The organism is Microthrixaceae bacterium (genome assembly GCA_023957975.1).
Classification (GTDB): Bacteria; Actinomycetota; Acidimicrobiia; order Acidimicrobiales; family Microtrichaceae; genus JAMLGM01.
Window position 1 is genome coordinate 63127 of sequence record JAMLGM010000011.1, and the last position, 25313, is coordinate 88439.

Here is a 25313-nt window from a genome sequence, read left to right on the forward strand (position 1 = left end):
CGGCGAGTCGGCGGGATGGCGGCGCACCCGCCCCACCCGGTTCGCGTCCGCGGCGCCCCGTCGGGGCGGTAGCGTGAGCGCAGAGCGCCGATCCCGCGGCGACTCAGGGGAACGCACAACACCGGGACAAGGGGACACCATGAGTAATCACGACTCGTTCTACATCGGCGGCCAGTGGGTCGCTCCGGTGAGTGACAACGGCAGCGCTGAGGTCATTCACTCCGCCACCGAGGAACTGATCGCCACCGTGCCGCTCGGCACCGCAGCCGATGTCGACGCCGCCGTCGCCGCGGCCAAAACGGCGTTCGAAACCTGGTCGACCACGCCCGCCGACATCCGCGCCAAGTACCTGCGCGACATCAGCGCCGGTCTCGCCGCCCGCTACGGCGACATCGCCACCACCATCCAGTCCGAGGTCGGATCGCCCAAGACGTTCTCCGAACTCATCCAGGCTGGCCTCGCCGTGTCGGATTGGGAGAACTACGCCGCAATCATCGAGACCTACGAGTGGGAAACCCAACTCGGCAACAGCCTCATCGTGCGCGAGCCGATCGGCGTCGTCGGCGCGATCACGCCGTGGAACTACCCGCTGTATCTCATCGTGTGCAAGCTCGGCCCGGCCCTCGCCGCCGGCTGCACCGTCGTGTTGAAGCCCTCCGAAGTCACGCCGCTCAACGCCTATATCCTCGCTGAGGTCATCCACGAGGTCGGCCTTCCCGCAGGCGTGTTCAACATGGTCATCGGCGACGGACCCACGGTCGGATCGGCGATGTCGAAGCACGCGGACATCGACATGATCAGCTTCACCGGCTCGGGCCGTGCGGGCGCGCAGGTCACCAAGGATTCTGCCGACACCGTCAAGCGCGTCGGGCTTGAACTCGGCGGCAAGTCGGCCAACGTGGTCCTCGATGATGCCGACCCCGCGGCTGTCGCCATGTCGGCCGTGTTCGGCTGCTTCATCAACTCCGGCCAGACGTGTTCGGCGCTCACCCGCGTGCTGATCCCGGCGAGCCGCGAGCAGGAATACCTCGACGCGATCGTGGCGGAGGCGTCGAAGGTGCACCTCGTCGACCCGCACGAAGAAGCTCCGGACCTGTTCCACGCCCTCGGCCCGCTCAGCTCGAAGGCCCATCAGGAGCGGGTGCGTTCGTACATTCAAAAGGGCATCGACGAGGGCGCACAGTTGGTGCTGGGCGGACCCGAGCAACCCGAGGACAAGGAGAAGGGTTTCTACGTGAAGCCGACCGTGTTCGCCGGCGTCACCCCCGAGATGTCGATCGCACAGGAGGAGATCTTCGGCCCGGTGCTGTCGGTGCTCACCTACACCGATGACGACGACGCCGTGCGCATCGCCAATGGCACGATCTATGGCCTGTCGGGAGCGGTGCAATCGAACGACCTCGAGCGTGCCAAGGGAATCGCCCGCCGGATGCGCACCGGCCAGGTCGACATCAACGGCGGATCGTTCAACGCCGTGGCACCCTTCGGCGGCTACAAGCAGTCGGGCAACACCCGCGAGCGTGGCCAGTGGGGTCTCGAGGAATTCCTCGAGACAAAGTCGATCCAGCTTCCGTAACCAGGTCCTACCTCGCCTTGCCTGTTCTCCGATAGCCAGTGGTCGTGATCACGACCACTGGTTATCGGGAAACGGGCTGGGGTGGGCTCAGAAGTGGGGCGGTAGCGCGTTACGCAGCGGTCGGGGTGAGATCGTCCCACTCCCGAACGATGGTCGATCCCGGCTGAGCGGACCGCAGGAGTGGGAAGAGCTGGTCGAGAGTGCGGGCGGTGTCGGCGGTGAGCCACCGGGTTTCGCAGTGCGAGCACTCTTCCATAGGAACGTCCCGTACCACGATCACGACCCCATTACGTTCCAGCAATTTGGAGTGGCGAACACAATGACGCTCTTCGCTTCCACAGGCAGTGCACCGCATTATCGCTTCCTCCTTCGGAAGTCGTGAGACCATCGGTTGGTCGTCGGTTCGTACACGGTGACGACCCGCTCTTCACGGCGATGACGGTCAACGAGGACTACGACGTGAAGCGGTCGAATCCAGTGTAGGTACAGGATCACTTCCTTTGTGGAGCGATGATCCACCTCGATGTCCTCGATCACTTCGGCTGAGGTTCGCAGGAGGTACTCGAACTCTGAATACGTGAGGTCGATCGCGATGAGCTTGTCGTAGGCGTGCTCCGTGATGACGATCGGAAAGGTCCACGCTTTCGGACGTTGCGCGCTTGCCAACTGGGTTCCTTCGCTAGTCCGTGTATACGGGCCTGTGGCGAAGTGGCTCAGGCGATCATGTTGGCAGATACGGTGCGGCCGCAGGCGTCGCTGCCCTTGGCGAGTCTATCTCACCTTGTCGAGCAGGTATTGGTCGACGCGGCGCCCTACCTCGCCTTGCCTGTTCTCCGACAACCAGTGGTCGTGATCACGACCACTGGTTATCGGGAAACGGGCTGGGGTGGGCTCACGTAATGTCGAGAGGCGATGTCCGACCGCGCCGCAGACCTCGACGAACTGAGCCCCGCTGAACTCGCCGCGCGCGAAGCTGTCGCCGCCGACGCTCCCGCGGCCGTCGCGGCAGCGGGCGCCGTGGCGGGCGCGGCCGACGAGCTCAACCGGCTCGTCAGCACCGATCGCAGCACCCTGTATCGCGACGGCGCCCGACTCGTCGCCCGGATCGCTCGCGCTCATCCGGCCCCGATGGTCATCTCGGTCGCAGCGGCCTTCCTGTTCTCGGGCGCCACCGTGTTGGGCACCGTGGTGCTCGGCCGTATCACCGACGAGGTCATCACCCCGGCGTTCGGTGACAAGGGCGTGAGCGCCTCGACCTTGTGGGCGGCCTTCGCTGCGGTCGTCGTCATGTCGCTGCTGCGCGGTTCGGGCGTCATCATCCGGCGCTACTTCGCGGCGGTGTTGGAAGCCTCGATGCAAGCGACACTGCGCCGCGGCGTCGTCGACAAATACCTCACCGTCCCGCTGCGCTACTACCACACCAAACCCACGGGCGAACTGCTCAGCCGCACCGACTCCGACGTCATCGGAACCACCACGATGATCAAGGCGTTGCCATTCAGCATCGGCGTTGCCGCGCTCGTCGTGTTCGCCCTCATCTCCCTCGCGGCAGCGGACTGGACCTTCGCCCTCATCGCGGTCGTCATGTTCCCGCTCATCACGCTGTTGTACCGCATCTACTCGGGCCTCGCCGTCGACCCGATCCGCCGCTCGCAGGAACGCATCGCCCACGTTTCGGCGGTCGCTCACGAGAGTTTCGACGGAGCGCTCGTCGTCAAGACCCTCGGCATCGAAGACGTCGAACGAGACCGATTCGCCGCCGCTGCCGACGAGCTCCGCCAAGAGCGCTACCGACTCGCTGCGCTTCGGGCGTTGTTCGAACCGGTGCTCGAGGTGCTGCCCTCGGTCGGCACGATCGTGCTGGTGCTCGTGGGAGCATGGCGGATCGATAGCGGCGCGGCGTCGGTCGGCAACCTCGTGCAGGCGGCCGCGATGTTCTCGCTGTTGGCCATGCCGATGCGCATCTTCGGGTTCTTCCTGCAGGAACTGCCGCGGTCGGTGGTGTCGATCCGCCGAGTCGATGAGGTGCTCGACGAGGCCGACGAGCCCGATGGCGCCGGGGTGGTGGCGCCCGACCGCGACCGCGCCGTGGGCGTCCGGTTCGACAACGTCACCTTCTCCTATGGGACATCGACGCCGGACGAGGTGGGCGAGGGTGTCGGCGTGGACGCGGGCGAGGGCGGTGTCGAGGTGCTGGACGGTGTGACCTTCGAAATCGCACCGGGCGAAACCGTGGCGCTCGTCGGATCGACCGGATCGGGGAAGTCGACCATCAACGACCTCCTCATCCGGGTGATCGACCCCGATTCGGGAACGATTTCGGTCGACGGCCACGACATCTCCACGATCGATCGTCAGTCGCTGAGCTCGCTGGTGCGCATCGCGTTTCAGGAGAGCTTCCTGTTCTCGACGACGATCCGGGACAACATCGTGCTGGCCGCCGGCGGCGGTGCTGCTGGCGGTGGTGAAGCCGGCGATAGTGACCTCGACGCCCGGCTCGAACACGTGGCGCGCGTCGCTCGCGTCGACCGGTTCGTCGAGCGGCTCCCAGCGAAGTGGGACACGGTCGTGGGGGAGCGCGGCGTCACGCTTTCGGGTGGCCAGCGCCAGCGCGTGGCCCTGGCTCGGGCATTGATGGGCTCACCCAAGGTGCTGTTGCTCGACGACGCCACCTCCGCGGTCGACCCCACGATCGAGGCCGAAATCCTCGCCAATCTCCGCGCCGAGCACGCCACGCTCATGGTGGTCGCTCACCGACTGTCGACCATCTTGTTGGCCGACCGGGTCTTGTTCCTCAATGACGGCCGCATCGCAGGTGACGGCACCCACGCCGACCTCCTCGCCAACCCCGACTACGCCGCGCTTGTGCATGCGTACGAGGAAACCGAGACCGACGAGGTGGAAGGGGAGGGCGACGATGACTGACGCTCGTCCGGCCGGCGCTCGTCCCGCCGACGACCTTCCGGCCGGCGCTCGTCCCGCCGGCGCTCGTCCGGCCGGCGCATGGTCGGTGCTCAAGCGCGGCCTCGCCGAATCGCCCGAACTTCGCCGCGGGGTCAAGAGTTCGGCAGCCGTCGGCATTCTCATCGCCATCAGTCGCCTGGTCATCCCGATCGCCGTCCAACAGATCATCGACCGCGGCATCACCGGCCCCGACGGCTTCCGGCCGGGCTTCGTCATCGGCTGCTGTTCGGCAGCGCTCGCCGCGCTCGTGCTCGTGGCCGTCGGCGGGCGTTTCACCTATTACCGGATGGCCCGTGTCGCCGAGGACACCCTCTATGGCCTGCGGACCCGGGCGTTCGATCACATCCACCGTCTCAGCCTCAGCACCCACACCGAATCGAAACGGGGAGTGCTCGTGAGCCGGGTCACCTCCGACATCGACACCCTCACGCAGTTCGCCGGTTGGGGAGCGCTGAGTTGGATCATGAACTCGGCGGTGCTCGTCGGTGTGCTGCTCGTGATGTTCGTCTACTCGTGGCAGCTCACGCTCATCACGATCGCGGTGATCATGCCGGTGGTTGTGGTGTTGCGTTCGGTGCAACGGCGTCAGATCGCGGCCTACGACGAGGTGCGCAACGCCACCGCGGCCACGTTCTCGGAGATCTCCGAGTCCGTGATGGGCGCCCGCGTTCTACGGGCCTACGACCTCAACGGACGTGCCCGTCGAAACCTCCACTCCGCCATCGCCGAGCAGCGCCGCACCACGTTGAAGGCCGCCTGGTATGTGGGGCTGATGTTTCCGATCGCCGATGTGTTCTGCGCGGTCGCGCTCGGAGCGGTGATCGCCACCGGGGCCAGCGTGGGGGTCGACTGGGGCCTGAACGCCGGGTCGCTGGTGGCGTTGATGTTCCTCGTGAATCTGTTGCAGCAGCCGATCGGCGAGCTCGGCGAGGTGCTCGACCAGACCCAGTCCGCCATTGCCGGGTGGAGAAAGGTGCTCGACGTGTTGGACACCCCCGTCGACGTCGTCGAGCCGGTTGACGGGGTTCGGTTGCCGGCGGGTCCACTGGATATCGACATCGATCATGTCGATTTCTCCTATGGTGACGGCGCGCTCGTGTTGAACGACGTCGTGTTGAAGATCCCCGCCGGCACCAACCTGGCGATCGTCGGCGAGACCGGCTCGGGAAAGACCACGCTCGCCAAACTGATCTGCCGTCTCGCCGACCCGACCGGCGGCGAGATCCGTGTCGGAGGGGTCGACCTTCGAGACGTCGACGCCCAGGCTCGCACCCATGCCATCCGCATGGTTCCCCAGGACGGCTTCCTGTTTGAAGGCACCGTCGGTGACAATATTCTGCTCGGCCGGACCCGCTATGACGGACGTCCCGCCGGGGCACTCGATGCGATGGCGGCGATCGACGCGCTTGGACTGCGATGGTGGGTCGACTCGTTGCCCGACGGCCTCGACACCCACACCGGCGAACGTGGCGACAACCTCTCGGTCGGCGAACGGCAACTCGTCGCGCTGGCCCGAGCCCAGCTCGCCGATCCCGGCCTGCTGATCCTCGACGAGGCGACCTCGGCCGTCGACCCCGAAACCGAACGAGCGCTTGCCGGCGCCTTGTTGCGCCTCGCGCAGGGGAGAACGACGGTGTCGATCGCCCACCGGCTTTCCACCGCCGAGGCCGCCGACCTGGTCGCGGTGTTCGACCGCGGATGCCTCGTCGAGTTGGGTGCGCATGACGAACTCGTCGCGGCCGGCGGGGTGTACGCCGGCCTCTACGGGTCGTGGGTCGGTAACACCCGCGCCTCATAGCCCTGCCAGCGCTAGCCCGCCCCGCCTGGCCGCCCGCCCGCCTGGCCCTGCCTGGCCCGCCGGCCCAGCCCGACCCGTTCTCCGATAACCAGTGGTCGTGATCACGACCAGTGGTTATCGGAGAACAGGCCGAGGGTGAGTAGGGGGACAGCCCCCATAGATGCCGGCCCCGCCAACGGCGCACGATCGACCGATGAAGATCGATGCAGCTGACCTGGCCGAGCGAACCCACGGGCTCACAACCACCTGGTGGCTTCGCGCCGCGGGAATGACCCGATCCGAGATCCGCTGGCTCACTCGTTCGGGGCAGTGGGAAGACCTGGGCAACGGGGTGTTGCGACGCAAGGGGACGCCGCGCACCGTCGAACAGCAGATGCTCGCTGCGGTGTTGCTCGTGGCCGGACGTCGCGGCCATGCGGCGGTCTCCTATGAGTCCGCTGGGTGGTTGTGGTCGCTCGACGGAATGCGCCCCCGGCCGATTCACGTCGTGACAACCCGCAGCCGGGTGACGACCGCGCCTGAGGGGAGCCGAATTCGTCGCATGGAGGAACTGCCCGCGCGTTGGACGACGCAGATCGATGGGATCACCGTCTGTCGCCCCGAACTGTTGGCCCTGCACCTGTTCGCCGACTTTCGTGAGGAGACGGCGATTCGTCGAGTCGAACAGATGTGGTCGAAACGGCTGCTGTCGGGGGCATCGATCATCCGATTCTTGGCGCAACTCGGCGAGCGGGGTCGAGACGGCACCGCCGGGCTGCGCCGATACATCGACGAACGCGGACCCGACTACACGCCGCCGGCCTCCGGCATCGAGGCGCGGGCGATGACCCTGTTCGAGTCGAACCTGATGGAGTTTCGGCGACAGGTCGATACCGGTGCCGCCGACTGGACCGGGCGGGTCGACTTTCGTCACGAGTCGTTGCCGGTCGTGGTCGAGGTGATGAGCGAGCGATACCACCGTGCGCTCGTCGACGTGCAGGCCGATGCCCGACGCACCGCTCAGTTGGAGTCGGACGGATTCATCGTGGTCGAGGTCTGGGACGACGAGCTGTTTCAACGTCCGGGTCCGATCCTCGAACGGGTTGACGACGCGTTGCGCGAAGCCCGCGCTCGAGTCAGCGCCCAGGCCCGAGCGAAGGCCCGCGCCCAAGCCGGGAGTCAGGCCGGGAGCCTGCCCACCAAACCCGTTCTCCGATAACCAGTGGTCGTGATCACGACCACTGGTTATCGGAGAACAGGCGGGGGCGAGCGGGCCGACGTATTCGATTGTGATACAAAATGAGGGATGAGTATTTCGACATCGATCTGCTCGATGAGTTCGACCCGTTCGAGATTGACCGTCAGCTCGCGCACCTGTTCAAGCACGCGTCGCTTGGCGTTGCTGACATCTACGACGTCTGGGCATCCGCACCGCTCTTCTACCCGGCGAAGCCGCCGGCGCACTGGCTGATGGTTGCCGAAACAGGTGGGGTGGTGTTGGTGGTGCCGTTGGCTCCGGCGCGTGCAGGCTCCGTGACGAAGTGCCGTCCGATCGGCTGTTACGTCGCGTCGCAGGCCCTGGCGGTGAAGTATCGGGAGGATCGATGAGTAAGCGCGAGCCAAAGAGCGCGGCCGACCAGGCGGAGATGACGCCGGCGCAGGAGTTCCACTTCTACGAGCAAGACGAGAACCAGATCCCGCAAGGTCCACCCCGTCGGCGGAAGCGGTCGAATCTGAGCGAGTTGGTGCCGGTGCGGTTTGAGCCTGCGGTGATAGATGAGGTTCGAAGCCGGGCAGCGGCCGACGATCGCTCGGTGTCGAGTTGGATTCGGCGCGCGGTCGAACGGGAGTTGGAACGACAGCCGCCGTTCTCCGATAACCAGTGGTCGTGATCACGACCACTGGTTATCGGAGAACAGGCAAGGGCGCGCGCGAACAGGCGGGGGCGCGCGAGAACAGGCGGGGGCGCGCGCGAACAGGCGGGGGCGCGCGCGAACAGGCGGGAGCGGGACGCGGTGGCGGCGGGGAAGCGGTGAGGCGGTAACCTCGGCATATGCGGGCGGCATGGGCGTCGCCCAACAAACGAGGAGACTCTGTGAGCACAAAAGCCCCCATGCGTGTTGCTGTCACCGGTGCGGCCGGCCAGATCGGGTACAGCCTGCTGTTTCGGATCGCCAGCGGCGCGATGCTCGGTGACGACCAGCCCGTGATCCTTCAACTGCTCGAAATCACCCCGGCCCTCGAGGCGCTTCGCGGCGTGGCGATGGAACTCGACGACTGCGCATTCCCGCTGCTCGCCGGCATCGAGCAGACCGACGACGCAAACGTTGCGTTCGGTGACATCGACGTCGCTCTCCTCGTCGGCGCCATGCCGCGCAAGGACGGGATGGAGCGCTCCGATCTCCTGTCGGCCAACGGCGGCATCTTCAAGCCCCAGGGCCAGGCGCTGTCGGCCAACGCCAAGAAGGACGCGAAGATCCTCGTCGTCGGCAACCCGGCCAACACCAATGCGCTCATCGCGATGAACAACGCGCCAGACCTCGACCCGGGCCGGTTCACCGCCATGACCCGACTCGACCACAACCGTGCGATGACCCAGCTCGCTCAGCGCACCAACACCACGGTCAACGACGTCAAGAAGATGACGATCTGGGGCAACCACTCCGCCACCCAGTTCGCGGATCTGTTCCACGCCGAGGTCAACGGCCAGAACGCCGCAGAACTCGTCAACGATCAGGACTGGTACGCGAACGAGTACATCCCCACCGTCGCCCAGCGAGGCGCCGCCATCATCAAGGCCCGCGGGCTCAGCTCGGCGGCCTCGGCGGCAAACGCTGCGATCGACCATATCCGCAGCTGGCACCTCGGCACCGACGAGGGCGACTGGGTGTCGATGGCGATCCCGTCGGACGGTTCCTACGGCGTGCCCGAGGGACTCATCTCGTCGTTCCCGTGCGTGTGCAAGGACGGCAAGTACGAAATCGTGCAGGGGCTCGACATCAACGAGTTCTCCCAGGAGCGCATCGACAAGACCGTCGGCGAACTCGCCGAGGAACGCGATGCGGTGAAGGAACTCGGCCTGATCTGAACCGACCGTTGGCGCGCTCGTGCGCCCGGACGCTTAACCGGTAGGTAGTGAATTGGGGCGCCTCCTTCGTGGGGCGCCCCAGTCGCGTCGTTGAACCTCAGTGGCTCGGAACCGCAGGGCTCAGTACCTCAGCGGCCTCCGCCGAAGGTCTCGTTGAGCCAGGCGTCGGCCTCGCGCTCAAGGTCTCGACTCCACTGCTCGATGCGATCCCAATACTCGCCAACGCCGCTCTCATCGAGCCACTGGTCGAGCCCGGAGGTGGACTCGTTACCCGGCGCAGCAGGCGGAACAGCTGGGGCCGAACTCGACGGCTCGGTCGTTGACGGGGCCGTCGAACGCGGGGCGGTCGTCGACGGAGCCGTCGAACGCGGCGACGTCGTCGGCGCAGCGGTGGATCGGGGGGCTGCGGTGGTGGGTACGGGCAGGACGGGGGTGGCGGCGTCACCTCGCTGGTTATTCCAGGAGGTGATCACGACGGCGCCGACCGACGCGGCCACGGTGAACAGCACGACTCCGGCGATGAGAATGACGTTTCGCCGGTGCGCCCGGGCTGCCTGGTCGACGAGTGCGGCCTCGGCTGCGGCCAACCGGGCCTGCAATTCCTCCGCATTCGAACTCGGGGTCGGATAGCCGCCGAGCGGGAACGGTGGGAACGGCGGGAACGGCGGCGACATCGCCGGCTGAGCAGGCTGCTCCGGCAGAACCAGTGTCCCGGCCAGTGTCGCGGCCTGCGGCGAGGTTGTTGGCGAGGCGATCGCTGGAGCGGTCGTGGGAACGGGCGCCCCGCCCCAGGTCACCGCAATCGGCTCGGTCGGGTGAGGGTCGACCTGCATGACCTGCGTCGGATCCGCCCACCGAGGCGCTCCGGCGAGGATGAGGTTGCGTTGCTCGTCGCCGTCGTTCATCGTGGGCTCGAGGCCGGTCGGCTCGAGGCTGGTCGGCTCGCTGTTGTCGGACATGGCACACCTAAACGGGGTCAGGGCCATCGGCCCGCGGTCTTCGGCAGCCTTCCCCTTGTCGTCGGTCGTTGCCAGCCGCGTCGCCAAGAGCGCTCTCAGACGTCGAGGATGTGCCGACCACCGCCGCCCGCCGCTCACCGACCACCGCCGCCACAGCCGCCACGCCCACCGCCGAGCGAGCAGCGAGCTATTTCAGGAACTTCGAGGTGGTGTTATCGGCCAGCACCTTGCCCTTCGTCTGGCAGCTCGGGCAGTAGTTCACCTGGTAGGCGTTGTAGGTGACCTCGCGGATCGTGTCGCCGCAGCGAGGACATGCGTCGCCGGTATGGCGGTGGACACAACTCGCTCGATCCGCCGAGTTCGCCATGTGGTCCCGCGTGCGTTCGTCCTCGAAGCCGGCAGCGATGACCCGGTCGAGCGCGGTCATCAGTCGAACACGGTCGTCGTCGCCGAGCTTGTTCGCCGGCGCAAACGGCGAGATCTGTGCGGCCCAACACACCTCGTTGGCAAGGCGCCTGCCGATCCCCGCGATCCGGTGCTGGTCGCGCAACACCCCGTGAAGACGAGCCCCCTTCGCCTCGGTCAGGATCGCGTCGAGCATCGCCGGGGTGACCTGATCGGCCTCGGGGCCCTGCTGGTCGAGCGGCGGCACCGTTTCGTCACCCGGAGCGATCACCCAGACCCCGGCCTTGCGTTCGGTCCCGGGCTCGGTGAGCAACAGCGCCGGCCCCTGGTCGAAGTGCCAGCGAAACAAGCCCCCTCGAGGTTTGGTCGACAGCTTCGAGTCGGGGGTGAGGCGCCCGCCCTGCATGAGGTGCACGACGAAGACCGCACTGGGGAATCGCAACAGGAAGAACTTGCCGCGTGTACCCACCGAGTCCAGCGCTTCGCCGAGCGCGGCGTCGGGAGTCGGGGAGAAGGTCTTGAGTACCGAGAACGAGATCGCCTGTGTCCGTGTCAGCACCCGTCCTGCGTACGCGGCCTCGAGACGTTCGGCGTGCACTCGGATCTCCGGCAACTCGGGCATCGCGCCAACGTATCGCGCCGGGGCACGCGCTCGGCCAGCGGCCAGCGGCCAGCGGCCAGCGGCGTGCGGTCGCTAGCGGAACTCGGTGGTTGCGCGTAGCGGTGCCAACGCGTCGCCGACCTGATCGAGCAGCCCGGCGAGTTGGATGAGACGGGTGACGTCGCCGCCGAGTTGGATGTCGGTCGCCAGGAAGGCCTCCTGGGCGCTGCGTTCGCCTCGGGCAATGTCGATCGCCACCCGTCGCGACTGGGTGATTCTCACGACCGAGATGTCGGCATCCTCACCCGGAATTTCCCGAATCAACGTCACCGACGCACCATCGAACAGGTACCGGAAACGCACCGTGTCACCGGCCGAACCGTCGCCAGCCGAATCGTCGGAGTCGTCTCCGGTCACGATCGTGTCGAGGGCCAGCGCTGGCCCGTCGATCGGCGGTTCGATCACGATTCGGGCCAACAGGGCGGCGGCCTCGTCGAGCCAATCGTCGGACAGATATTGCAGCGCCATCGGCCACGCAGCCTACTTGGCGACCGGTTATGGTCGGGGCGCATGGGAACCCCGTCGCCATCCGACGAACGCCGCCACACACCCGACGACCAGCCGCTGTGGAACGAGTCGTACTACCTCGACTGGTTCACCGACGACGGCGCGCTCGGCGGCTACCTCCGCATCGGTTTCTACCCCAACCTCAATCGGGTCTGGTACTGGGGTTGCATCGTCGGCGAGGGCCGTCGGCTCGTCATGGTGACCTCCCATGACGCCGAGCTGCCGAAGGATCCGCAATCGCTGGAGGTTCGCGCCGACGGGCTGTGGGCCGATCACAGCGTCGACGCCCCCCTCGAGCAGTTCTCGGTCAACCTCGAGAGTTTCGCCCTCGAACTCGACGACCCCGCCGACATGTACCACGACCAGCGCGGAACGTTGGTGCCCTTCGGGTTCGAACTCGACTTCACCACCGACAGAGCCGCGTATCTCTGGCCGCCGATCCAGACCCGGATGGAGATCCCCTGCAAGGTGCACGGCCAGGTGATGGTCGGCTCCGACACGATCGACATCGATGCCTGGGGCCAGCGCGACCACTCGTGGGGTGGGCCTCGCGACTGGTGGATGATGGGTTGGATGTGGAGCGCCGGACGCCTCGACGACGGAACCCGCTTTCACGCGGTCGGCGGATTCCACGAACCGGGAGGCGGCGTGTCCGATGGCACCTTCGGAATCGCCTACCTACTCGACCCCGACGCCTCCTCGTCCACCGAGTTCGACGAGTTCGACGAGGTGCGGGTGTCGGCCGCGTTCGGTCACGAAGGTCTCGCGGACTCGGCGACGCTCGAATTCGGCGGCTTGACCCTCGATGTCGAACCGATCGCCTGGGCTCCCGTGTTGTTGGTGCACGACGATGGCCGCGAGGCGCGTTTTCCGAGGGCACTGGCGCGATTCACCGCACGCGACGGACGCCGCGGACACGGTTGGATCGAGTTCAACCAGCCACCGACCACCTGACCGACGCCCGGTAACCGGGCGCCGTGGAGGCCTCAGCCGGGAGACCGCAGCCGGGAGGCCTCAGCCCTCGGCTTGGACGGTGCAGTGCTCGGCGAACCAGCCCGACACGATCGCCTGGGCGGCCTGCAACTCGGGGTCGCTGCCCTGCGCAGCGAGCGCCTGTTCGTCGAGTTCACCATTGACGAAGACCTCGTTCGCCTTCTGGCCGACAAACGTGAACGCTTCTCGCTGCTCGTCGGTGAGGGTCTCGAGGAACGCCTGGGAGTTCTCCAGCATCTTGGCTGCGACCCCTTCGTCCATCGATGACATCGCATTGGACGGTGACACCACGAACGAGGCGTCGACACACGAAGAGTCGTACGGGGCGTCACCGCTCGTGCCGCCGCCATCTTGTCCCGAGACCGCGTCCGCGGCGGTGGTGGACGGGTTGGCGTTGGCCTCGTCGTCACCGCTGCATCCGCTCAGGCCGCAACCCAACGCTGCGACGAGACCAAGACCGACAAGAACGCGACGAGGGCTACCCATGGCAGCCAGCGTATCGGTGAGGTACCCCAAAAACGCCGTTCTCCGATAACCAGTGGTCGTGATCACGACCACTGGTTATCGGAGAACAGGCGGGAACGGGCAGCGAGCCGGCAGCGAGCGGGGATCAGCCGGACTTCTTCTGGCCGCCGCGGCGGCGGTTCGCCAGCTTCGCCTTCAGGTAGTCGCGGTTCATCATGGCGATGAAGTCGATGCTGATCTCCTTCGGGCACGCCTCCTGGCACTCGCCGTGATTCGTGCACGATCCGAAGTACATCTCCATCGTCTCGACCATGTTCTCCGAACGGCTCCAACGCTCGGCCTGACCCTGAGGCAACATGTTGAGCTGCTGCATCTTCGCCGAGGTGAATAGCTGCGCCGCACCGTTCGGGCACGCAGCGACGCACGCACCACAACCGATGCAGGCCGCAGCGTCCATCGCCGACTCCGCAGCATCGCGAGGCACCGCGAGAATGTTCGCGTCGGGGGCAGAACCGGTGCTGACCGAGATGTAACCGCCCGACTCGATGATGCGATCGAGCGGGGCACGGTTGACCATCAGGTCCTTGATGATCGGAAACGCTGCAGCGCGCCACGGCTCGATGACGATCTCGTCGCCATCTTTGAACTGGCGCATGTGCAACTGGCACGTCGCCGTCGCTGCCTGAGGGCCGTGCGCCTGACCGTTGATCATCAGACCACACGTTCCGCAGATGCCCTCACGACAATCGTGGTCGAAGGTGATCGGCTCCTTGTCGTGGTCGATCAGGTCTTCGTTCACGTAGTCGAGCATCTCGAGAAACGACGCATCATCGGCGATGGAGGTCGTGTAGGTCTCGAAATGGCCGGCCGCCGAAGGGCCCTCCTGACGCCACACCTTGAGCGTCAGGTTCAACATTTCGGCGTGACTCTGGGGTGCAGCGCCGTTGGATGCGGTATCGGTCATCGGTGACTCCTACTTGTAGCTGCGCTGGGTCGGCTCAACCACTTCGTACTCAAGCGGTTCCTTGTGCAAGACGGCGTCGGTCTGGATGTTCGGACCGCCGTACTCCCACGCCCCGACATACATGAAGTTCTCGTCGTCGCGCTTGGCCTCGCCCTCAGGGGTCTGGTGTTCCTCACGGAAGTGACCGCCGCAGGACTCTTCGCGATGCAGTGCGTCGCGCACCTTCAACTCGGCGAGTTCCATGAAGTCGTCGACACGCAACGCCTTTTCAAGCGACTGGTTCACGCCCTCGGCCGTGCCGAGAATCTTGACGTCGCGGCGGAACTCCTCGCGCAGCACCGGGATCTCGCTGAGCGCCTTGCCCAGATCGGTGGAGTTGCGGGCCATGCCGCAGTAATCCCAGATGATCTTGCCGAGCTCACGGTGATAGTGGTCGACCGAGTGCGTGCCCTTGGCGCCCATCAACATGTCGATGCGGCCACGGGCATCCGCCTCGGCGCGGTCGAACGCGGCGGAATCGGTCGCCATCGGGGCCGTTCCCAACTGCGGGGCGAGGAACCCGGCGATGGTGGGAGGCAACACGAAGTAGCCGTCGGCCAGACCCTGCATGAGCGCCGAGGCACCCAAACGGTTGGCGCCGTGATCGGAGAAGTTCGCCTCGCCGATCGCAAACAGGCCCGGCACTGTGGTCATGAGGTTGTAGTCCACCCACAGGCCACCCATCGTGTAGTGGGTGGCGGGGTAGATGCGCATCGGAACCTTGTAGGGGTTCTCGCCGGTGATGCGCTCGTACATGTCGAACAGGTTGCCGTAGCGGGCCTTGATCGTGTCCTCGCCGAGACGGCCGATCGACTCGGCGAAATCGAGATACACGCCGTTGCGCAGCGGACCGATGCCAAGGCCCTGGTCGACCATCGTCTTCGCATTGCGGGACGCGATGTCTCGAGGCACCAGGTTGCCGAACGCCGGGTACTTGCGCTCGAGGTAGTAGTCGCGGTCGTCCTCGGCGATCGAGGCGGCGTCCTTACCGCAGTCGGCGGCGTTCTTCGGCACCCAGATGCGGCCGTCGTTACGCAGCGACTCCGACATCAGCACGAGCTTCGACTGGAACTCGTCCGACGGCGGAATGCAGGTCGGGTGAATCTGCGTGTAGCAGGGGTTGGCGAAGGCCGCGCCCTTGCGGTGCGCACGCCACGCCGCGGTGGCGTTGGAGTTCTTGGCGTTCGTCGACAGGAAATAGACGTTGCCGTAGCCGCCGGTGGCGAGCACCACGGCGTGGGCCGAGTGGCGGCTGAGTTCGCCGGTGAGCAGATCTCGGGCGATGATGCCGGTCGCCACGCCGTCGTCGCCGACGACGAGTTCGATCATTTCCATCTTGTTGTAGAGGGTGCAGGTGCCCGCATGAATCTGGCGGGCGAGCGCCTGGTAGGCCCCCAACAACAGCTGCTGGCCGGTCTGGCCACGGGCATAGAACGTGCGGGCCACCTGGGCGCCGCCGAAGGAACGGTTGTCGAGCAGACCGCTGTACTCGCGGCCGAACGGAACCCCCTGGGCGACGCACTGGTCGATGATGTTCAGCGACACCTCGGCGAGGCGGTGCACGTTGGCCTCGCGGGAGCGGAAGTCGCCGCCCTTGATTGTGTCGTAGAAGAGGCGATGGATGCTGTCGCCGTCGCCGCGGTAGTTCTTCGCCGCGTTGATGCCACCCTGAGCGGCGATCGAGTGCGCCCGACGAGGGGAGTCGTGATACGTGAAGACCTTGACGTTGTAGCCGAGCTCACCGAGGGTGGCCGCCGCCGCGCCACCGGCAAGACCCGTTCCGACGACGATGACCTCGAACTTACGACGGTTCGCGGGGTTGACGAGCTTGGTCGTGAACTTGTGCGACTCCCATTTATCGGCGAGCGGGCCGGGGGGAATCGCGGAATCGAGCGTGAATGCCATGTGTGTTCCTTATTCGCTCTCAGACTCGTTCGACCACGCCGGCGAGGACCATGATCGGGAAGAGGACGTTGACGACGCCGATCAACGCGGCGATCGCGGTGGCGACCGTGCGCCGGGCGGTGTTGTAGCGAGGGTTGTTCAACCCGGTCGACTGAAACACCGACCAGATGCCGTGATACAGGTGCACCGAGATGGCGAGGTTGGCGACGATGTAGATCACCGCAGCCCACGGCCGCTCGAGCGAGGCCACCAAGTTGTTGTGCACGTGATGGGCGACGAACCCGCCGTTGGTGGTGCCGATCGTGAGATCGAGAACGTGGAAGATGATGTAGGTCAACAGGACGAACCCGGTGACCCGCATCGAACGGGACGCGAAGTTCACCGCCACGTAGTCGCGCGGCGACTGATACTTCATCGGGCGGGCCCGGCGGTTCATCTGCGTGAGGGTGATCGCCGCGTGCACGTGCACGATGAGCGCCACCAGCAACCCGATGCGCATCAGCCACAACACCACACCCTCGGGGGCGAGCGGGTAGAGCAGACGCCGGAGGAACTCCGCGTAGCCGTCGAGCGCCGCTTCGCCGTCGTGGGGCGCCATGTAGAGCTTCAGGTTGCCGATCGCGTGTGCCAGCACGAAGCCGAGCATCGCGACACCCGAAAGCGCCATCGCCCACTTCTTACCGACCGCACTTCGGTAGAACTCGACAGGCCACGGTGCGGGCTTGCGTTCAGGGTTGACGCGGCGGGCCTGTGCGCCGGGTCGATTCATCGTTTGCGCCATGTGGGCATGCTCCCAGTCGACGGTTCGTACGACATGAACCTACCCCCGCACGCGAGGCGCGCGGAAACTCGCAATCGAGGCCTTCAAGGTTAGGCATGCCTAAGTTCCCGGGGGATTCGCGGCGCTGAGCCGGCTCACAGTCGGCCCTCGGCCGGCCCTCAGCCGGCGGTGCGGTTGGCGGTCACCCGAGGTGGGCGGTGTCGTTGAAACGCCGCAGCACCTGGCGGTCGCCGTCGATGATCAATTCCGAGATCGACGCGTTGTCGGCGCCGCTGAACGCGAACGGGTCGGCCCCGACCGCATCGCCGAGCAACTGTCCGATCACCCCGCCGTGCACCACCGCCACCACCGTCTCACCACGATGCGCCGTGGTGATCATCGCCACGCCGCGCCGCAGGCGAGCCGCAAAGTCCGCCCGCGGTTCCGCCCCGGGGATGATGTCCCAACGCCGCTGCTCGATGACCTGCAGATACAGCGGGTCGCGATCCGCAGCGCGCCAACGCAACTCACCGCCCTCCCAGTCGCCGAGATGGACCTCGCGTAGGTCTGCGGCGACCTGCGGTTCGATCCCCAGGCGCTTCGCGAGCGGTGCCGCGGTTTGATGGGTTCGACGCAGTGTCGTCACCCAGATTCCGGCGATGTCGGACTCGACGCCGAGCCGTTCGCCCACCCGCTGCGCCTGCGCCCGACCGTCGGGGTGCAATGCCGGATCCGCATGGCCGTCGACGAGAGGAAATCGTTGGCCCCGAACCGCAGGCTCGCTTTCCCCGTGGCGAACCAGCAACAGGCGTGTCGCCCCCGACGGTGGGCGGTAACGGTGTTGGCGGAATCCTTCTGGGTTGGGTGCTTCGTTGGGCTGGTCGGTGGGCATCGGCGCGTTCTCGAGTCGTGGGAGGTCAGTGTTCGTGGGGATCAGTGTTCGTGGGGATCAGTGTTCGTGGGGGTCGGCGAAGATCTCGCCGGTGTAGCGCGAAACGATCGCCGGCGACCCGTCGCTCAGGTGAAGGTTCAGCGTGAGGCTGAGCGGTCCGGTGATGGCAGGCACCACGAATTGTGGGGTGGCGACCACGACGGAACGATCCGGATCGACCCCGACCCGGGCACCCCAGCGGTGGTGGTCGCCGTTCCATTCGAGCAGCGCCTCGACTTCGCCCTCGACCCGCTCCTCCGAATCGTTCACGACGGTGAGGTCGAGCGCCAACGGCTCGCCGCCGTGGAGATGGCCGGGCAGACGATCGGCGACCGCGACGACCGGACGATTCGCGATCTCGAACGCCCGAAACGCCTCCTTCGGCTGCAGATCGGCGCCGAGCAGACCCGGCGACGCAACGGGCGCGTCGTGGTCGAGTAACGCCGCGTGGACAAAGCCGAGGACCGGGTCGTGGCGCCGCGCCCGCATCGCCTCGATCGCGAACCGCACGACCATCGCTTGGTAGTTGCGGGTGGCCTCCGCCCAGAGCGCTCGTGACGGGAAGACATCCGGGGGATTGTGATGAGCGATGCACCCCGATGGGTCGACCTCAGCGAGGTTGAGGGGGGTGAGGTTGGAGCCGGCAGTGAGCGGGTTGGATGCGGCGATCGATGGGGCCCCGAAGCTGGTCACGAAGGTCGCTCGTCGGCGATGGCGCCGGATCCATTCGGGAAAGTCGCGTTCGTCGCCGCCGCGCCATCCGAGCCGCGGGGCCGACCGCGTCTCGATGGCGAGGTCGTGTCGGAGGGTGATGCCGAGGTCGGCTGCCGCCTCGAGAAACCCGGCGGTGAGGTGCCGGTGCTGGTCGGGCGTGACCGCCACGAGTCCGATCCCGAGTTCGTGGGCGGCGGTGAGGACGCTTCGTTCGTCGCCCGCCGCAGGCATCGCTCCCAGCCAGGTGCCGACAACGAAGCCGGGCCGCTCTGGGTCGGGCCGCTCTGGGCGTGACCACGCTCGGTCTGGTCGCGGCGCTCGACGGCGAAACATGCCTGAACGCTACCGGCCGGGGTCGCCCACAGTTGATCTGTGGGCAACCCCGGCCGGCAGGTGGTCGTATTTGCCCACAGTTGAACTGTGGGCAGCGTCTGAGCGCTACAGCGTCGCGAGCCCAACGACAGCGCCCGAGGCGCCAGCGTTGCCGCCCGTGCCGCCAGCACCAGCGGTGCCACCGGAGACGCTCGGCGAGCCGTTGACCGCTCCGGTGCCGCTCAGCGCGATGCCGATGGCGTTGCCGCCGGCACCACCGCCGCCAGCGCCTGAGTTGCCGCCAGCGCCGCCAGCTCCACCGGCACCACCGGCACCACCCTTCTGGAATGCCGCGCCTCCGGCACCTCCGGCGCCGCCGGGCTGGCCGAGGCCGCCGTTGCCGCCGTTGCCACCCTTGCCGCCGGTGCCGACCTCGACCGTCACGCTGGCGAGGGTCGGGTTGGAGTTGTGCAACACGAGTGCGATGGAGGCCGCCCCAGCGGTGCCGCCGGTGCCGCCCAAGGTGGCAGCCGCGCCGCCCGCACCGCCGCCACCACCGGCGCCGCCGAAGTCGTCGACGTCGCAGTCGGCGCCACCGCCGCCACCGCCGCCACCACCGCCACCACCGGCGTTACCAGCACCACCGGCTCCGCCGGTCGCTGACGCGGCGGGGGTCCAAGCCCAGGTCGTGGTGTTGACGGTTCCGTTCGAGGAGGCACCTGCAACCCCGGCCGGGCCGGCGGAGCCTGCCGCTCCGTTGGTGCCGTTGGCGCCGTGGCCGGCGGTGCTCGAACCGCAGAAGGCCGCGGTCGTCAACGGTCCGCCGGCGTTACCTCCGCTAGCACCGCCAGACCCAGCAGCGCCGTTGAGGCCAGCGGTCGAGTCGTAGTTCCATTCCCACGCCCACACGCTGCACTTGGTGTCGATCTTGCCGCCGTCGCCACCCTTGCCGCCGGCATTGGGAGCACCGCCGCCGTTGCCCCCGGCCTTGCGAGTCGAGTCGTCGCATGAGCCCCCGCCGTTGGCGCCCGCCTCACCAGCGCTGCCGCTCGCCGCCGCGGTTTGCGAGGCGTTCGTGCCGGCGTTGCCGTTGGTGCCGTCACCGGCCACACCGCCACGGAAGGTCACGGTGTCGAAGACCAGAGCATCGGTCGAGTTGGTGACCGCGGCCGCGATCGTGGCCTGCCCAGCCGATCCGTTGCGGCCCTGAACGACCAGGTCCGACACGACCGTCGCCGCGGAGATTCCATCGGCAACGAGGGATGGTGACGCCGTGGTCGAGGTCACCACGCTGTCGCCCGCACCAGCCTTCTTCCACGTCGTGGACTTGTAGTGACCGGACACGTTGATGCCTTCGGTAACGCTGAACGCACCGAAGGAGCCTTCGGAAACCAGCACCTGCGAGCGCGAGAACGCCACCGCCTGGCTGATGCCCTTGTTGATCGTGCGGCACGGTTCGGCGATGTCACCACACGTCGAGGTGTCGGAAGCCGCCGAGCTCACGTACACGTTGTTGGTCGCCACGCCGTCGACGCCGTCGCAGTTCTGATCGATGTCGTCGCCCAACGCATCGGCGGCACCCGGGTGGATTGTCGCATCGTTGTCGTTGCAGTCGGACGCCGTGTTGTAACCGTCGGCATCGTTATCCACCGGCGCTGCGGTCGTTGGTGTTGTCGTAGTCCCAGAGCCGCTGCCGCCGCTCGGTGTGCAGGCCGCGCCGCACAGCGCAAACGCGCCGACGACCACAGCAAGTGCTGATCGGTTGATCATGTCTATTGCCCCTCCTCGGCATCCATTCCGTACATGGACGTCCGGTATTGCCTACGCCAGACCGGTGGGCGCGTCAAGGGTTGAACGGCCACGAAATGTCAGGTAGGGGCCTCAAGTTGGGCGGCGCCTGGGTGCAGATTCGGTCTCGGGTGGGCCGAACGACTGGGTTGCCGCGGGTCGGGTCGACTAGACGGATCGGATGGATCGCAACGACACGGTCGACCGCAACGACACCCCCGACCGACACGGCACCCCCGAGCGCCACGACAACCTCGAGCGACACGGCACCCCTCCGTTGTTCTCCATCGTGCTCGCCGCGCATAACGCGCAGGACCTCCTCGAGATCACGTTGCGGTCGGTGCTCGATCAGAGTTGCCGAGACTTCGAACTCATCGTCGTCAACGACGGCTCCACCGACGCGACCGGCGACGTGATCGACCGGTTCGCTGCGCTCGACGATCGGGTGGTGGTGGTGCACCTCGACTCCAACGTCGGACGTTCCGCAGCCCGCAACGCCGGGCTCGACCGGGTTCGGGGCCAGTGGCACGTCCCGATGGATGCCGACGACCTGTGGGCGCCGGATCGGCTTTTGTGGTTCGCCGATGCCATCGCAGCACACCCGGATGCATCGATCGTGGCCGATGATCTGATCGAGTTTTCTCAGAGCGATGACGGCACGGTCGAACTCGGCCGCCGCTATGCCAGTCGGGTGACGTGGCGTTCCGGCAAGGTCGGGCCGGTGCGGATCGCGCCGTGGTTTGTCGATCACGAGGCGGTCATGCAGCCGGCTGTTCGCATGTCCCTCATCCGCGAACGAGACATTCGATATCCGGAAACGATGTCGTCGGCCGAGGACAAGGCGTTTCGATGGCAGGCGCTGTTCGCTCCGGGGGTCGCCCCGCCCGTGCGGGTCGGCAGGCTCGGGTATTACTACCGGGTCGGCGAGTCGATGCGCGCGTCGAACATGGCGGAGTCGCGGATTCTCGCCACGGACCTGGTCGCGAAGCGAACGGGCAATGCCGAGTTCCGGCGCCTCGCCGACAGGACCAATCCCGGCAGGGTGTGGGTGGCCCAACGCGCCGATCGCATGTGGAGCGCCTCGGGCCGTTCGGCTCCGCGCGACGAGGGAACCGATGGCATCGAGTTGCATCCGAACGCTCTGGCCGGAGTCGCGGTGCTGGCGCTGGGCCGGCTGTGGCGCGGTCTGGCGTTGCTGTCGGATCGCAAGCAACGCCCGGTGGTGCTCGCCGACCTGCAGCGGCAACTGGCCCGCCGCTGATCGACGCTGATCGCTGCCCAAAACGCCACCAAGAACGCCACCAAAAACGCCGTTCTCCGATAACCAGTGGTCGTGATCACGACCACTGGTTATCGGAGAACAGGCTGGGGGCAGGCAGGTTGGTTAGTGGCCGGGTGGTTTAGAAGATGCGAACCGGCGTGCCGACCGGGGCGAGACCGCTCGCCCACAACATGTCGATGTCGGGGTTGTACATGCGCACGCAACCGCTCGAGGCGTTGTAGTTGGGCACACTCGGGTACCCGTGGAACGCATACCCACCGTGGAAGTACTTGGGGCGCCACAGTCGACCGAGCCGTGCGACGCGCAACCCGTTGATCTCGCGTTGGATCCTGTACGAACCGCGCGGCGTCGGAGTGGAGGACTTGCCGGTCGAGACGTCGAAGACCCAATCGGTCACGCCATTGGTCGACACGATCATGATCTGACGGTTGATGTCGACCTCGATATTGCGACCCAACGTCGGAAACGACGGCGTCACGCGCTCGAGCGAAGCGCCGAGGATGAACCGCGACAGCGGGTCGAGCACGCCCGACCGCGGCAGGAGGTGGTACTTCTGGAACGCGGTCAACGCGTGGCGGGTCGACTCGCCGAACGCTCCGGGGAAGTCCTGGATGTGATAGCCGCGCAGCACCAGGTGGATCTGCATCAGGAACACTTCGGCGCTGTGTTGACCCTTGGCCAAGTCGGGGCCCGACAACGGGAGATAGAACAGCGTGACCGGACCGGCGGGAGCCGGCGCAGGTGCGGGCGCCGCAGTCGTCGGGACCTCGGTCGCGGGGGTCTCCTGGAGGGGAGCGGCACCGGCGCCAGGGGCTGTGGCGCCAAGGGTCAACGCCAACGCGAGTGGCGCGGCGACGGCGAGATTGCGAAGTCGGACACGTGCAGTCATGACAAGAGAGGCTATCGGCGCAAAGGGCCAATCATGCCGGACCCCACGCGAATCGTTCCGACCAAACCCCGACCAACCCCGGTCGCGCAGCCGGGGCCTCACCGTCACGCGATATCGTGCCGCGCATGACTCGACCCGCAACGCTCGGCGAACTCAAGGCATCCGGCTGGGAATCGGTCCCGGTGAAGGAGGAGTTGCGTCGCAACGCCATTGCGAAGATCCGTGCCGCGGAGCCGCTCGTCGCTCATGTCATGGGGTACGAAGACACGGTCGTTCCCCAGATCGAGACGGCCCTGCTCGCCGGCCACGACATCGTGTTCCTCGGCGAACGCGGTCAGGCCAAGACCCGCATCATCCGCGGTCTGGTCGATCTGCTCGACGAGTACATGCCGATCGTCGCCGGCAGCGAGATCAACGACGACCCGTACAACCCGATCTCGCGCTATGCGCGGGACCTCGTGGCCGAACACGGAGACGACACTCACATCGACTGGGTGCATCGAAGCGAACGGTACGGAGAAAAGCTCGCCACCCCCGACACCTCGATCGCCGATCTCATCGGCGAGGTCGACCCGATCAAAGTCGCCGAAGGCCGCTACCTGTCCGACGAACTCACGCTGCATTACGGCCTCGTACCGCGCACCAACCGCGGCATCTTCGCAATCAACGAACTGCCCGACCTCGCCGAGCGCATCCAGGTCGGCCTGCTGAACGTGCTCGAGGAGCGCGACGTGCAGGTGCGCGGCTACAAGATCCGCCTCCCACTCGACCTCGTGATGGTGGCCTCGGCCAACCCGGAGGACTACACGAACCGCGGTCGGATGATCACCCCACTCAAGGATCGTTTCGGCGCCCAGATCCGCACCCACTACCCGCTCGACGTCGAGACCGAAATGGCGATCATCGACCAGGAAGCGGCGCCGCTTCAGGCCGCCGGGCTCACCGTCGACGTTCCTGAGTTCATGACCGAGATCATCGCCACGTTCAGTCAGTTGGCACGCGAGTCGAACCACATCAGCCAGCGCTCGGGGGTGTCGGTGCGCCTGACCGTATCGAACCACGAGTCGGTGGTGGCGGCCGCGGCGCGCCGGGCGCTGTATGCCGGTGAGTCGGTGGTTGCGCCTCGGGTCTGCGACCTCGATGCCATCGCTGCGTCGACGGCGGGCAAGATCGAGATCGAGTCGATCGACAGCGCCCGCGACGAACTCGTTATCCGCCACCTCGTGAACGCCGCGGTGCTCACCGTGTTTCGCGAGCGTGTCGGCCCGCAGTACCTCATCAGCATCGCCGAGGCGTTCGAAGGGCGCGAACCGGTCGTCGCCGGCGAGGACGTTGGAGCGCAGGAGTACGTCTCGCTGTGTACCGAGATCGCGCCGCTCGGCGAGGCGGTGCGCTCGGTGACCGGCTCGGAACGCCCCGAGGTCGTCGCCAGCGCCGTCGAGTTGGTGCTCGAAGGGCTGCACCTGTCGAAGCGCCTCAACAAAGAAGCGTTCGGCGGGCGAGCCCAGTACCGCTCGCGGGCATGAGCGGCGCCGGACACGACCCGGACGCACCCGCCCTCACCGCTGCCGACCCGCGGGCCGTCATCATCCGCGGGTTGACCAAGCGTTTCGGTGACCGTCACGCGGTCAACGGCATCAGCCTCGACGTGCCGCGGGGCGCCTTCTATGGCATCGTCGGTCCCAACGGTGCCGGCAAGTCGACGACGATCAAAATGTGCACGACGCTGCTGCGGCCCGATGCCGGCGACGTGTGGGTGGACGGCCATCACGTCTGGAGCGACGTCACGGTGGCGAAGCATCGATTGGGTGTGCTCCCCGACGACCTCCCGCTGTTCGAGCGGCTGACCGGCGGGGAGTTCCTCAGCTTTCTCGGGGTATTTCGTGGGCTCGCGCCGGGCGTCGTCGCTGATCGCTCGGCCGCGCTCATGTCGGTGCTCGGCCTCGACGACGCGGCCCGGGTGCTGATCGCCGACTACTCGACCGGCATGCGTAAGAAGATCAGCCTGGCGGCGGCCGTGTTGCACAATCCGCGAGTTCTGTTCCTCGACGAGCCGTTCGAATCGGTCGACCCGGTGTCGGCGCGGACGATTCAAGACGTGTTGCACACCTACTGCGTCGGGGGTGGAACGGTCATCTTGTCGAGCCACGTCATGGACACCGTCGAGCGGCTGTGCGACCACGTCGCCATCGTCAACGCCGGCATGATCGTGGCCGCAGGAACGGTCGAACAGGTTCGTGGCGGGCGACGGCTCGAAGACGTGTTCATCGACGCGGTCGGCGGGCGCACCGCGCAGGGCGGTGACCTCGGTTGGCTCGGCACGGAGGTGTGACT

Annotated in this window: 22 protein-coding genes and 2 pseudogenes; 12 read left to right on the plus strand and 12 right to left on the minus strand. The window is 66.7% G+C overall.

Annotated elements, in window-relative coordinates; genetic code table 11:
* The first annotated feature begins 139 nt into the window (after positions 1-139).
* Complete coding sequence (locus M9952_14710; GenBank protein ID MCO5314174.1) at positions 140-1576, plus strand: aldehyde dehydrogenase family protein; 1437 nt, start codon at positions 140-142, stop codon at positions 1574-1576.
* 354 nt (positions 1577-1930) lie between these two features.
* Here the strand turns inward: M9952_14710 and M9952_14715 are convergent, their stop codons facing one another.
* The gene (locus M9952_14715; protein MCO5314175.1) at positions 1931-2242 is read right to left on the minus strand and encodes a DUF4258 domain-containing protein; all 312 of its coding nucleotides are present in this window, start codon (positions 2240-2242) and stop codon (positions 1931-1933) included.
* Between the two features lie 246 nt (positions 2243-2488).
* On the opposite strand from M9952_14715, the gene M9952_14720 reads away from it, so the two are divergent.
* The 6 genes from M9952_14720 to M9952_14745 all read left to right on the plus strand — a co-directional run bounded on the left by M9952_14720 (position 2489) and on the right by M9952_14745 (position 9405).
* A complete protein-coding gene (locus tag M9952_14720; protein ID MCO5314176.1) occupies positions 2489-4501 on the plus strand; it encodes an ABC transporter ATP-binding protein/permease in 2013 nt (670 codons plus the stop codon).
* Entirely contained in the window at positions 4494-6338 is a 1845-nt protein-coding gene (locus M9952_14725; GenBank protein ID MCO5314177.1) for an ABC transporter ATP-binding protein/permease, read from the plus strand. The genes M9952_14720 and M9952_14725 overlap by 8 nt, the downstream gene beginning before the upstream one ends.
* A 193-nt stretch (positions 6339-6531) precedes the next feature.
* A complete protein-coding gene (locus M9952_14730; protein ID MCO5314178.1) occupies positions 6532-7536 on the plus strand; it encodes a DUF559 domain-containing protein in 1005 nt (334 codons plus the stop codon).
* 80 nt (positions 7537-7616) lie between these two features.
* Positions 7617-7925: a hypothetical protein gene (locus M9952_14735; protein MCO5314179.1), complete on the plus strand. Its 309-nt coding sequence runs from the start codon at positions 7617-7619 to the stop codon at positions 7923-7925.
* Positions 7922-8209 carry a CopG family transcriptional regulator gene (locus tag M9952_14740; protein MCO5314180.1) on the plus strand — a complete coding sequence of 96 codons (288 nt, stop codon included), beginning with the start codon at positions 7922-7924 and terminating at the stop codon, positions 8207-8209. The genes M9952_14735 and M9952_14740 overlap by 4 nt, the downstream gene beginning before the upstream one ends.
* A 203-nt stretch (positions 8210-8412) precedes the next feature.
* A complete protein-coding gene (locus M9952_14745) occupies positions 8413-9405 on the plus strand; it encodes a malate dehydrogenase (GenBank protein MCO5314181.1) in 993 nt (330 codons plus the stop codon).
* Positions 9406-9533: 128 nt separating this feature from the next.
* Here M9952_14745 and M9952_14750 read toward each other — a convergent pair whose 3' ends face one another.
* The 3 genes from M9952_14750 to M9952_14760 all read right to left on the minus strand — a co-directional run bounded on the left by M9952_14750 (position 9534) and on the right by M9952_14760 (position 11898).
* On the minus strand, positions 9534-10364 hold the full coding sequence (locus M9952_14750) for a hypothetical protein (protein MCO5314182.1): 831 nt from the start codon (positions 10362-10364) through the stop codon (positions 9534-9536).
* Between the two features lie 187 nt (positions 10365-10551).
* Positions 10552-11391 (minus strand): hypothetical protein, encoded by an 840-nt coding sequence (locus tag M9952_14755; protein ID MCO5314183.1) that lies wholly within the window; start codon positions 11389-11391, stop codon positions 10552-10554.
* A gap of 72 nt (positions 11392-11463) precedes the next feature.
* Entirely contained in the window at positions 11464-11898 is a 435-nt protein-coding gene (locus M9952_14760) for a hypothetical protein (GenBank protein MCO5314184.1), read from the minus strand.
* Positions 11899-11940: 42 nt separating this feature from the next.
* Here M9952_14760 and M9952_14765 point away from each other — a divergent pair, with 42 nt between their 5' ends.
* Positions 11941-12891, plus strand: a complete 951-nt coding sequence (locus M9952_14765; protein ID MCO5314185.1) for a hypothetical protein — start codon at positions 11941-11943, stop codon at positions 12889-12891.
* A gap of 60 nt (positions 12892-12951) precedes the next feature.
* On the opposite strand, the gene M9952_14770 is transcribed toward M9952_14765, so the two are convergent.
* From M9952_14770 to M9952_14795, 6 genes are all read right to left on the minus strand, one after another.
* Positions 12952-13416: a hypothetical protein gene (locus tag M9952_14770; GenBank protein MCO5314186.1), complete on the minus strand. Its 465-nt coding sequence runs from the start codon at positions 13414-13416 to the stop codon at positions 12952-12954.
* A 124-nt stretch (positions 13417-13540) separates the two neighbouring features.
* The gene (locus M9952_14775) at positions 13541-14359 is read right to left on the minus strand and encodes a succinate dehydrogenase/fumarate reductase iron-sulfur subunit (GenBank protein ID MCO5314187.1); all 819 of its coding nucleotides are present in this window, start codon (positions 14357-14359) and stop codon (positions 13541-13543) included.
* Between the two features lie 9 nt (positions 14360-14368).
* A complete protein-coding gene (locus M9952_14780; protein MCO5314188.1) occupies positions 14369-16303 on the minus strand; it encodes a fumarate reductase/succinate dehydrogenase flavoprotein subunit in 1935 nt (644 codons plus the stop codon).
* Between the two features lie 19 nt (positions 16304-16322).
* Entirely contained in the window at positions 16323-17084 is a 762-nt protein-coding gene (locus tag M9952_14785; protein MCO5314189.1) for a succinate dehydrogenase cytochrome b subunit, read from the minus strand.
* Positions 17085-17265: 181 nt separating this feature from the next.
* Complete coding sequence (locus tag M9952_14790; protein ID MCO5314190.1) at positions 17266-17955, minus strand: histidine phosphatase family protein; 690 nt, start codon at positions 17953-17955, stop codon at positions 17266-17268.
* Between the two features lie 57 nt (positions 17956-18012).
* Positions 18013-19041 carry a hypothetical protein gene (locus tag M9952_14795; GenBank protein ID MCO5314191.1) on the minus strand — a complete coding sequence of 343 codons (1029 nt, stop codon included), beginning with the start codon at positions 19039-19041 and terminating at the stop codon, positions 18013-18015.
* Between the two features lie 229 nt (positions 19042-19270).
* Between M9952_14795 and M9952_14800 the strand changes: the two are divergent.
* Positions 19271-19459: pseudogene (locus tag M9952_14800) on the plus strand (hypothetical protein).
* Between the two features lie 1128 nt (positions 19460-20587).
* Here M9952_14800 and M9952_14805 read toward each other — a convergent pair.
* Positions 20588-20790 (minus strand): annotated as a pseudogene (locus tag M9952_14805) (hypothetical protein).
* Between the two features lie 199 nt (positions 20791-20989).
* On the opposite strand from M9952_14805, the gene M9952_14810 reads away from it, so the two are divergent.
* On the plus strand, positions 20990-22069 hold the full coding sequence (locus tag M9952_14810; protein ID MCO5314192.1) for a glycosyltransferase family 2 protein: 1080 nt from the start codon (positions 20990-20992) through the stop codon (positions 22067-22069).
* Positions 22070-22208: 139 nt separating this feature from the next.
* Here the strand turns inward: M9952_14810 and M9952_14815 are convergent, their stop codons facing one another.
* Positions 22209-22979, minus strand: a complete 771-nt coding sequence (locus M9952_14815) for a L,D-transpeptidase family protein (GenBank protein ID MCO5314193.1) — start codon at positions 22977-22979, stop codon at positions 22209-22211.
* A 125-nt stretch (positions 22980-23104) separates the two neighbouring features.
* Between M9952_14815 and M9952_14820 the strand changes: the two genes are divergently transcribed.
* Positions 23105-24505 carry a magnesium chelatase gene (locus M9952_14820; protein MCO5314194.1) on the plus strand — a complete coding sequence of 467 codons (1401 nt, stop codon included), beginning with the start codon at positions 23105-23107 and terminating at the stop codon, positions 24503-24505.
* A complete protein-coding gene (locus M9952_14825; GenBank protein ID MCO5314195.1) occupies positions 24502-25311 on the plus strand; it encodes an ABC transporter ATP-binding protein in 810 nt (269 codons plus the stop codon). The genes M9952_14820 and M9952_14825 overlap by 4 nt, the downstream gene beginning before the upstream one ends.
* The last annotated feature ends 2 nt before the right edge of the window (positions 25312-25313 follow it).

What these genes read in the sequence shown, in the direction of transcription:
- M9952_14710 (MCO5314174.1), top strand. Translation starts at nt 140, where the DNA reads ATGAGTAATCACGACTCGTTCTACATCGGCGGCCAGTGGGTCGCTCCG.
- M9952_14720 (MCO5314176.1), top strand. Translation starts at nt 2,489, where the DNA reads ATGTCCGACCGCGCCGCAGACCTCGACGAACTGAGCCCCGCTGAACTC.
- M9952_14725 (MCO5314177.1), top strand. Translation starts at nt 4,494, where the DNA reads ATGACTGACGCTCGTCCGGCCGGCGCTCGTCCCGCCGACGACCTTCCG.
- M9952_14730 (MCO5314178.1), top strand. Translation starts at nt 6,532, where the DNA reads ATGAAGATCGATGCAGCTGACCTGGCCGAGCGAACCCACGGGCTCACA.
- M9952_14735 (MCO5314179.1), top strand. Translation starts at nt 7,617, where the DNA reads ATGAGGGATGAGTATTTCGACATCGATCTGCTCGATGAGTTCGACCCG.
- M9952_14740 (MCO5314180.1), top strand. Translation starts at nt 7,922, where the DNA reads ATGAGTAAGCGCGAGCCAAAGAGCGCGGCCGACCAGGCGGAGATGACG.
- M9952_14750 (MCO5314182.1), bottom strand. Translation starts at nt 10,364, where the DNA reads ATGTCCGACAACAGCGAGCCGACCAGCCTCGAGCCGACCGGCCTCGAG.
- M9952_14755 (MCO5314183.1), bottom strand. Translation starts at nt 11,391, where the DNA reads ATGCCCGAGTTGCCGGAGATCCGAGTGCACGCCGAACGTCTCGAGGCC.
- M9952_14760 (MCO5314184.1), bottom strand. Translation starts at nt 11,898, where the DNA reads ATGGCGCTGCAATATCTGTCCGACGATTGGCTCGACGAGGCCGCCGCC.
- M9952_14765 (MCO5314185.1), top strand. Translation starts at nt 11,941, where the DNA reads ATGGGAACCCCGTCGCCATCCGACGAACGCCGCCACACACCCGACGAC.
- M9952_14770 (MCO5314186.1), bottom strand. Translation starts at nt 13,416, where the DNA reads ATGGGTAGCCCTCGTCGCGTTCTTGTCGGTCTTGGTCTCGTCGCAGCG.
- M9952_14775 (MCO5314187.1), bottom strand. Translation starts at nt 14,359, where the DNA reads ATGACCGATACCGCATCCAACGGCGCTGCACCCCAGAGTCACGCCGAA.
- M9952_14780 (MCO5314188.1), bottom strand. Translation starts at nt 16,303, where the DNA reads ATGGCATTCACGCTCGATTCCGCGATTCCCCCCGGCCCGCTCGCCGAT.
- M9952_14785 (MCO5314189.1), bottom strand. Translation starts at nt 17,084, where the DNA reads ATGGCGCAAACGATGAATCGACCCGGCGCACAGGCCCGCCGCGTCAAC.
- M9952_14790 (MCO5314190.1), bottom strand. Translation starts at nt 17,955, where the DNA reads ATGCCCACCGACCAGCCCAACGAAGCACCCAACCCAGAAGGATTCCGC.
- M9952_14795 (MCO5314191.1), bottom strand. Translation starts at nt 19,041, where the DNA reads ATGTTTCGCCGTCGAGCGCCGCGACCAGACCGAGCGTGGTCACGCCCA.
- M9952_14810 (MCO5314192.1), top strand. Translation starts at nt 20,990, where the DNA reads ATGGATCGCAACGACACGGTCGACCGCAACGACACCCCCGACCGACAC.
- M9952_14815 (MCO5314193.1), bottom strand. Translation starts at nt 22,979, where the DNA reads ATGACTGCACGTGTCCGACTTCGCAATCTCGCCGTCGCCGCGCCACTC.
- M9952_14820 (MCO5314194.1), top strand. Translation starts at nt 23,105, where the DNA reads ATGACTCGACCCGCAACGCTCGGCGAACTCAAGGCATCCGGCTGGGAA.
- M9952_14825 (MCO5314195.1), top strand. Translation starts at nt 24,502, where the DNA reads ATGAGCGGCGCCGGACACGACCCGGACGCACCCGCCCTCACCGCTGCC.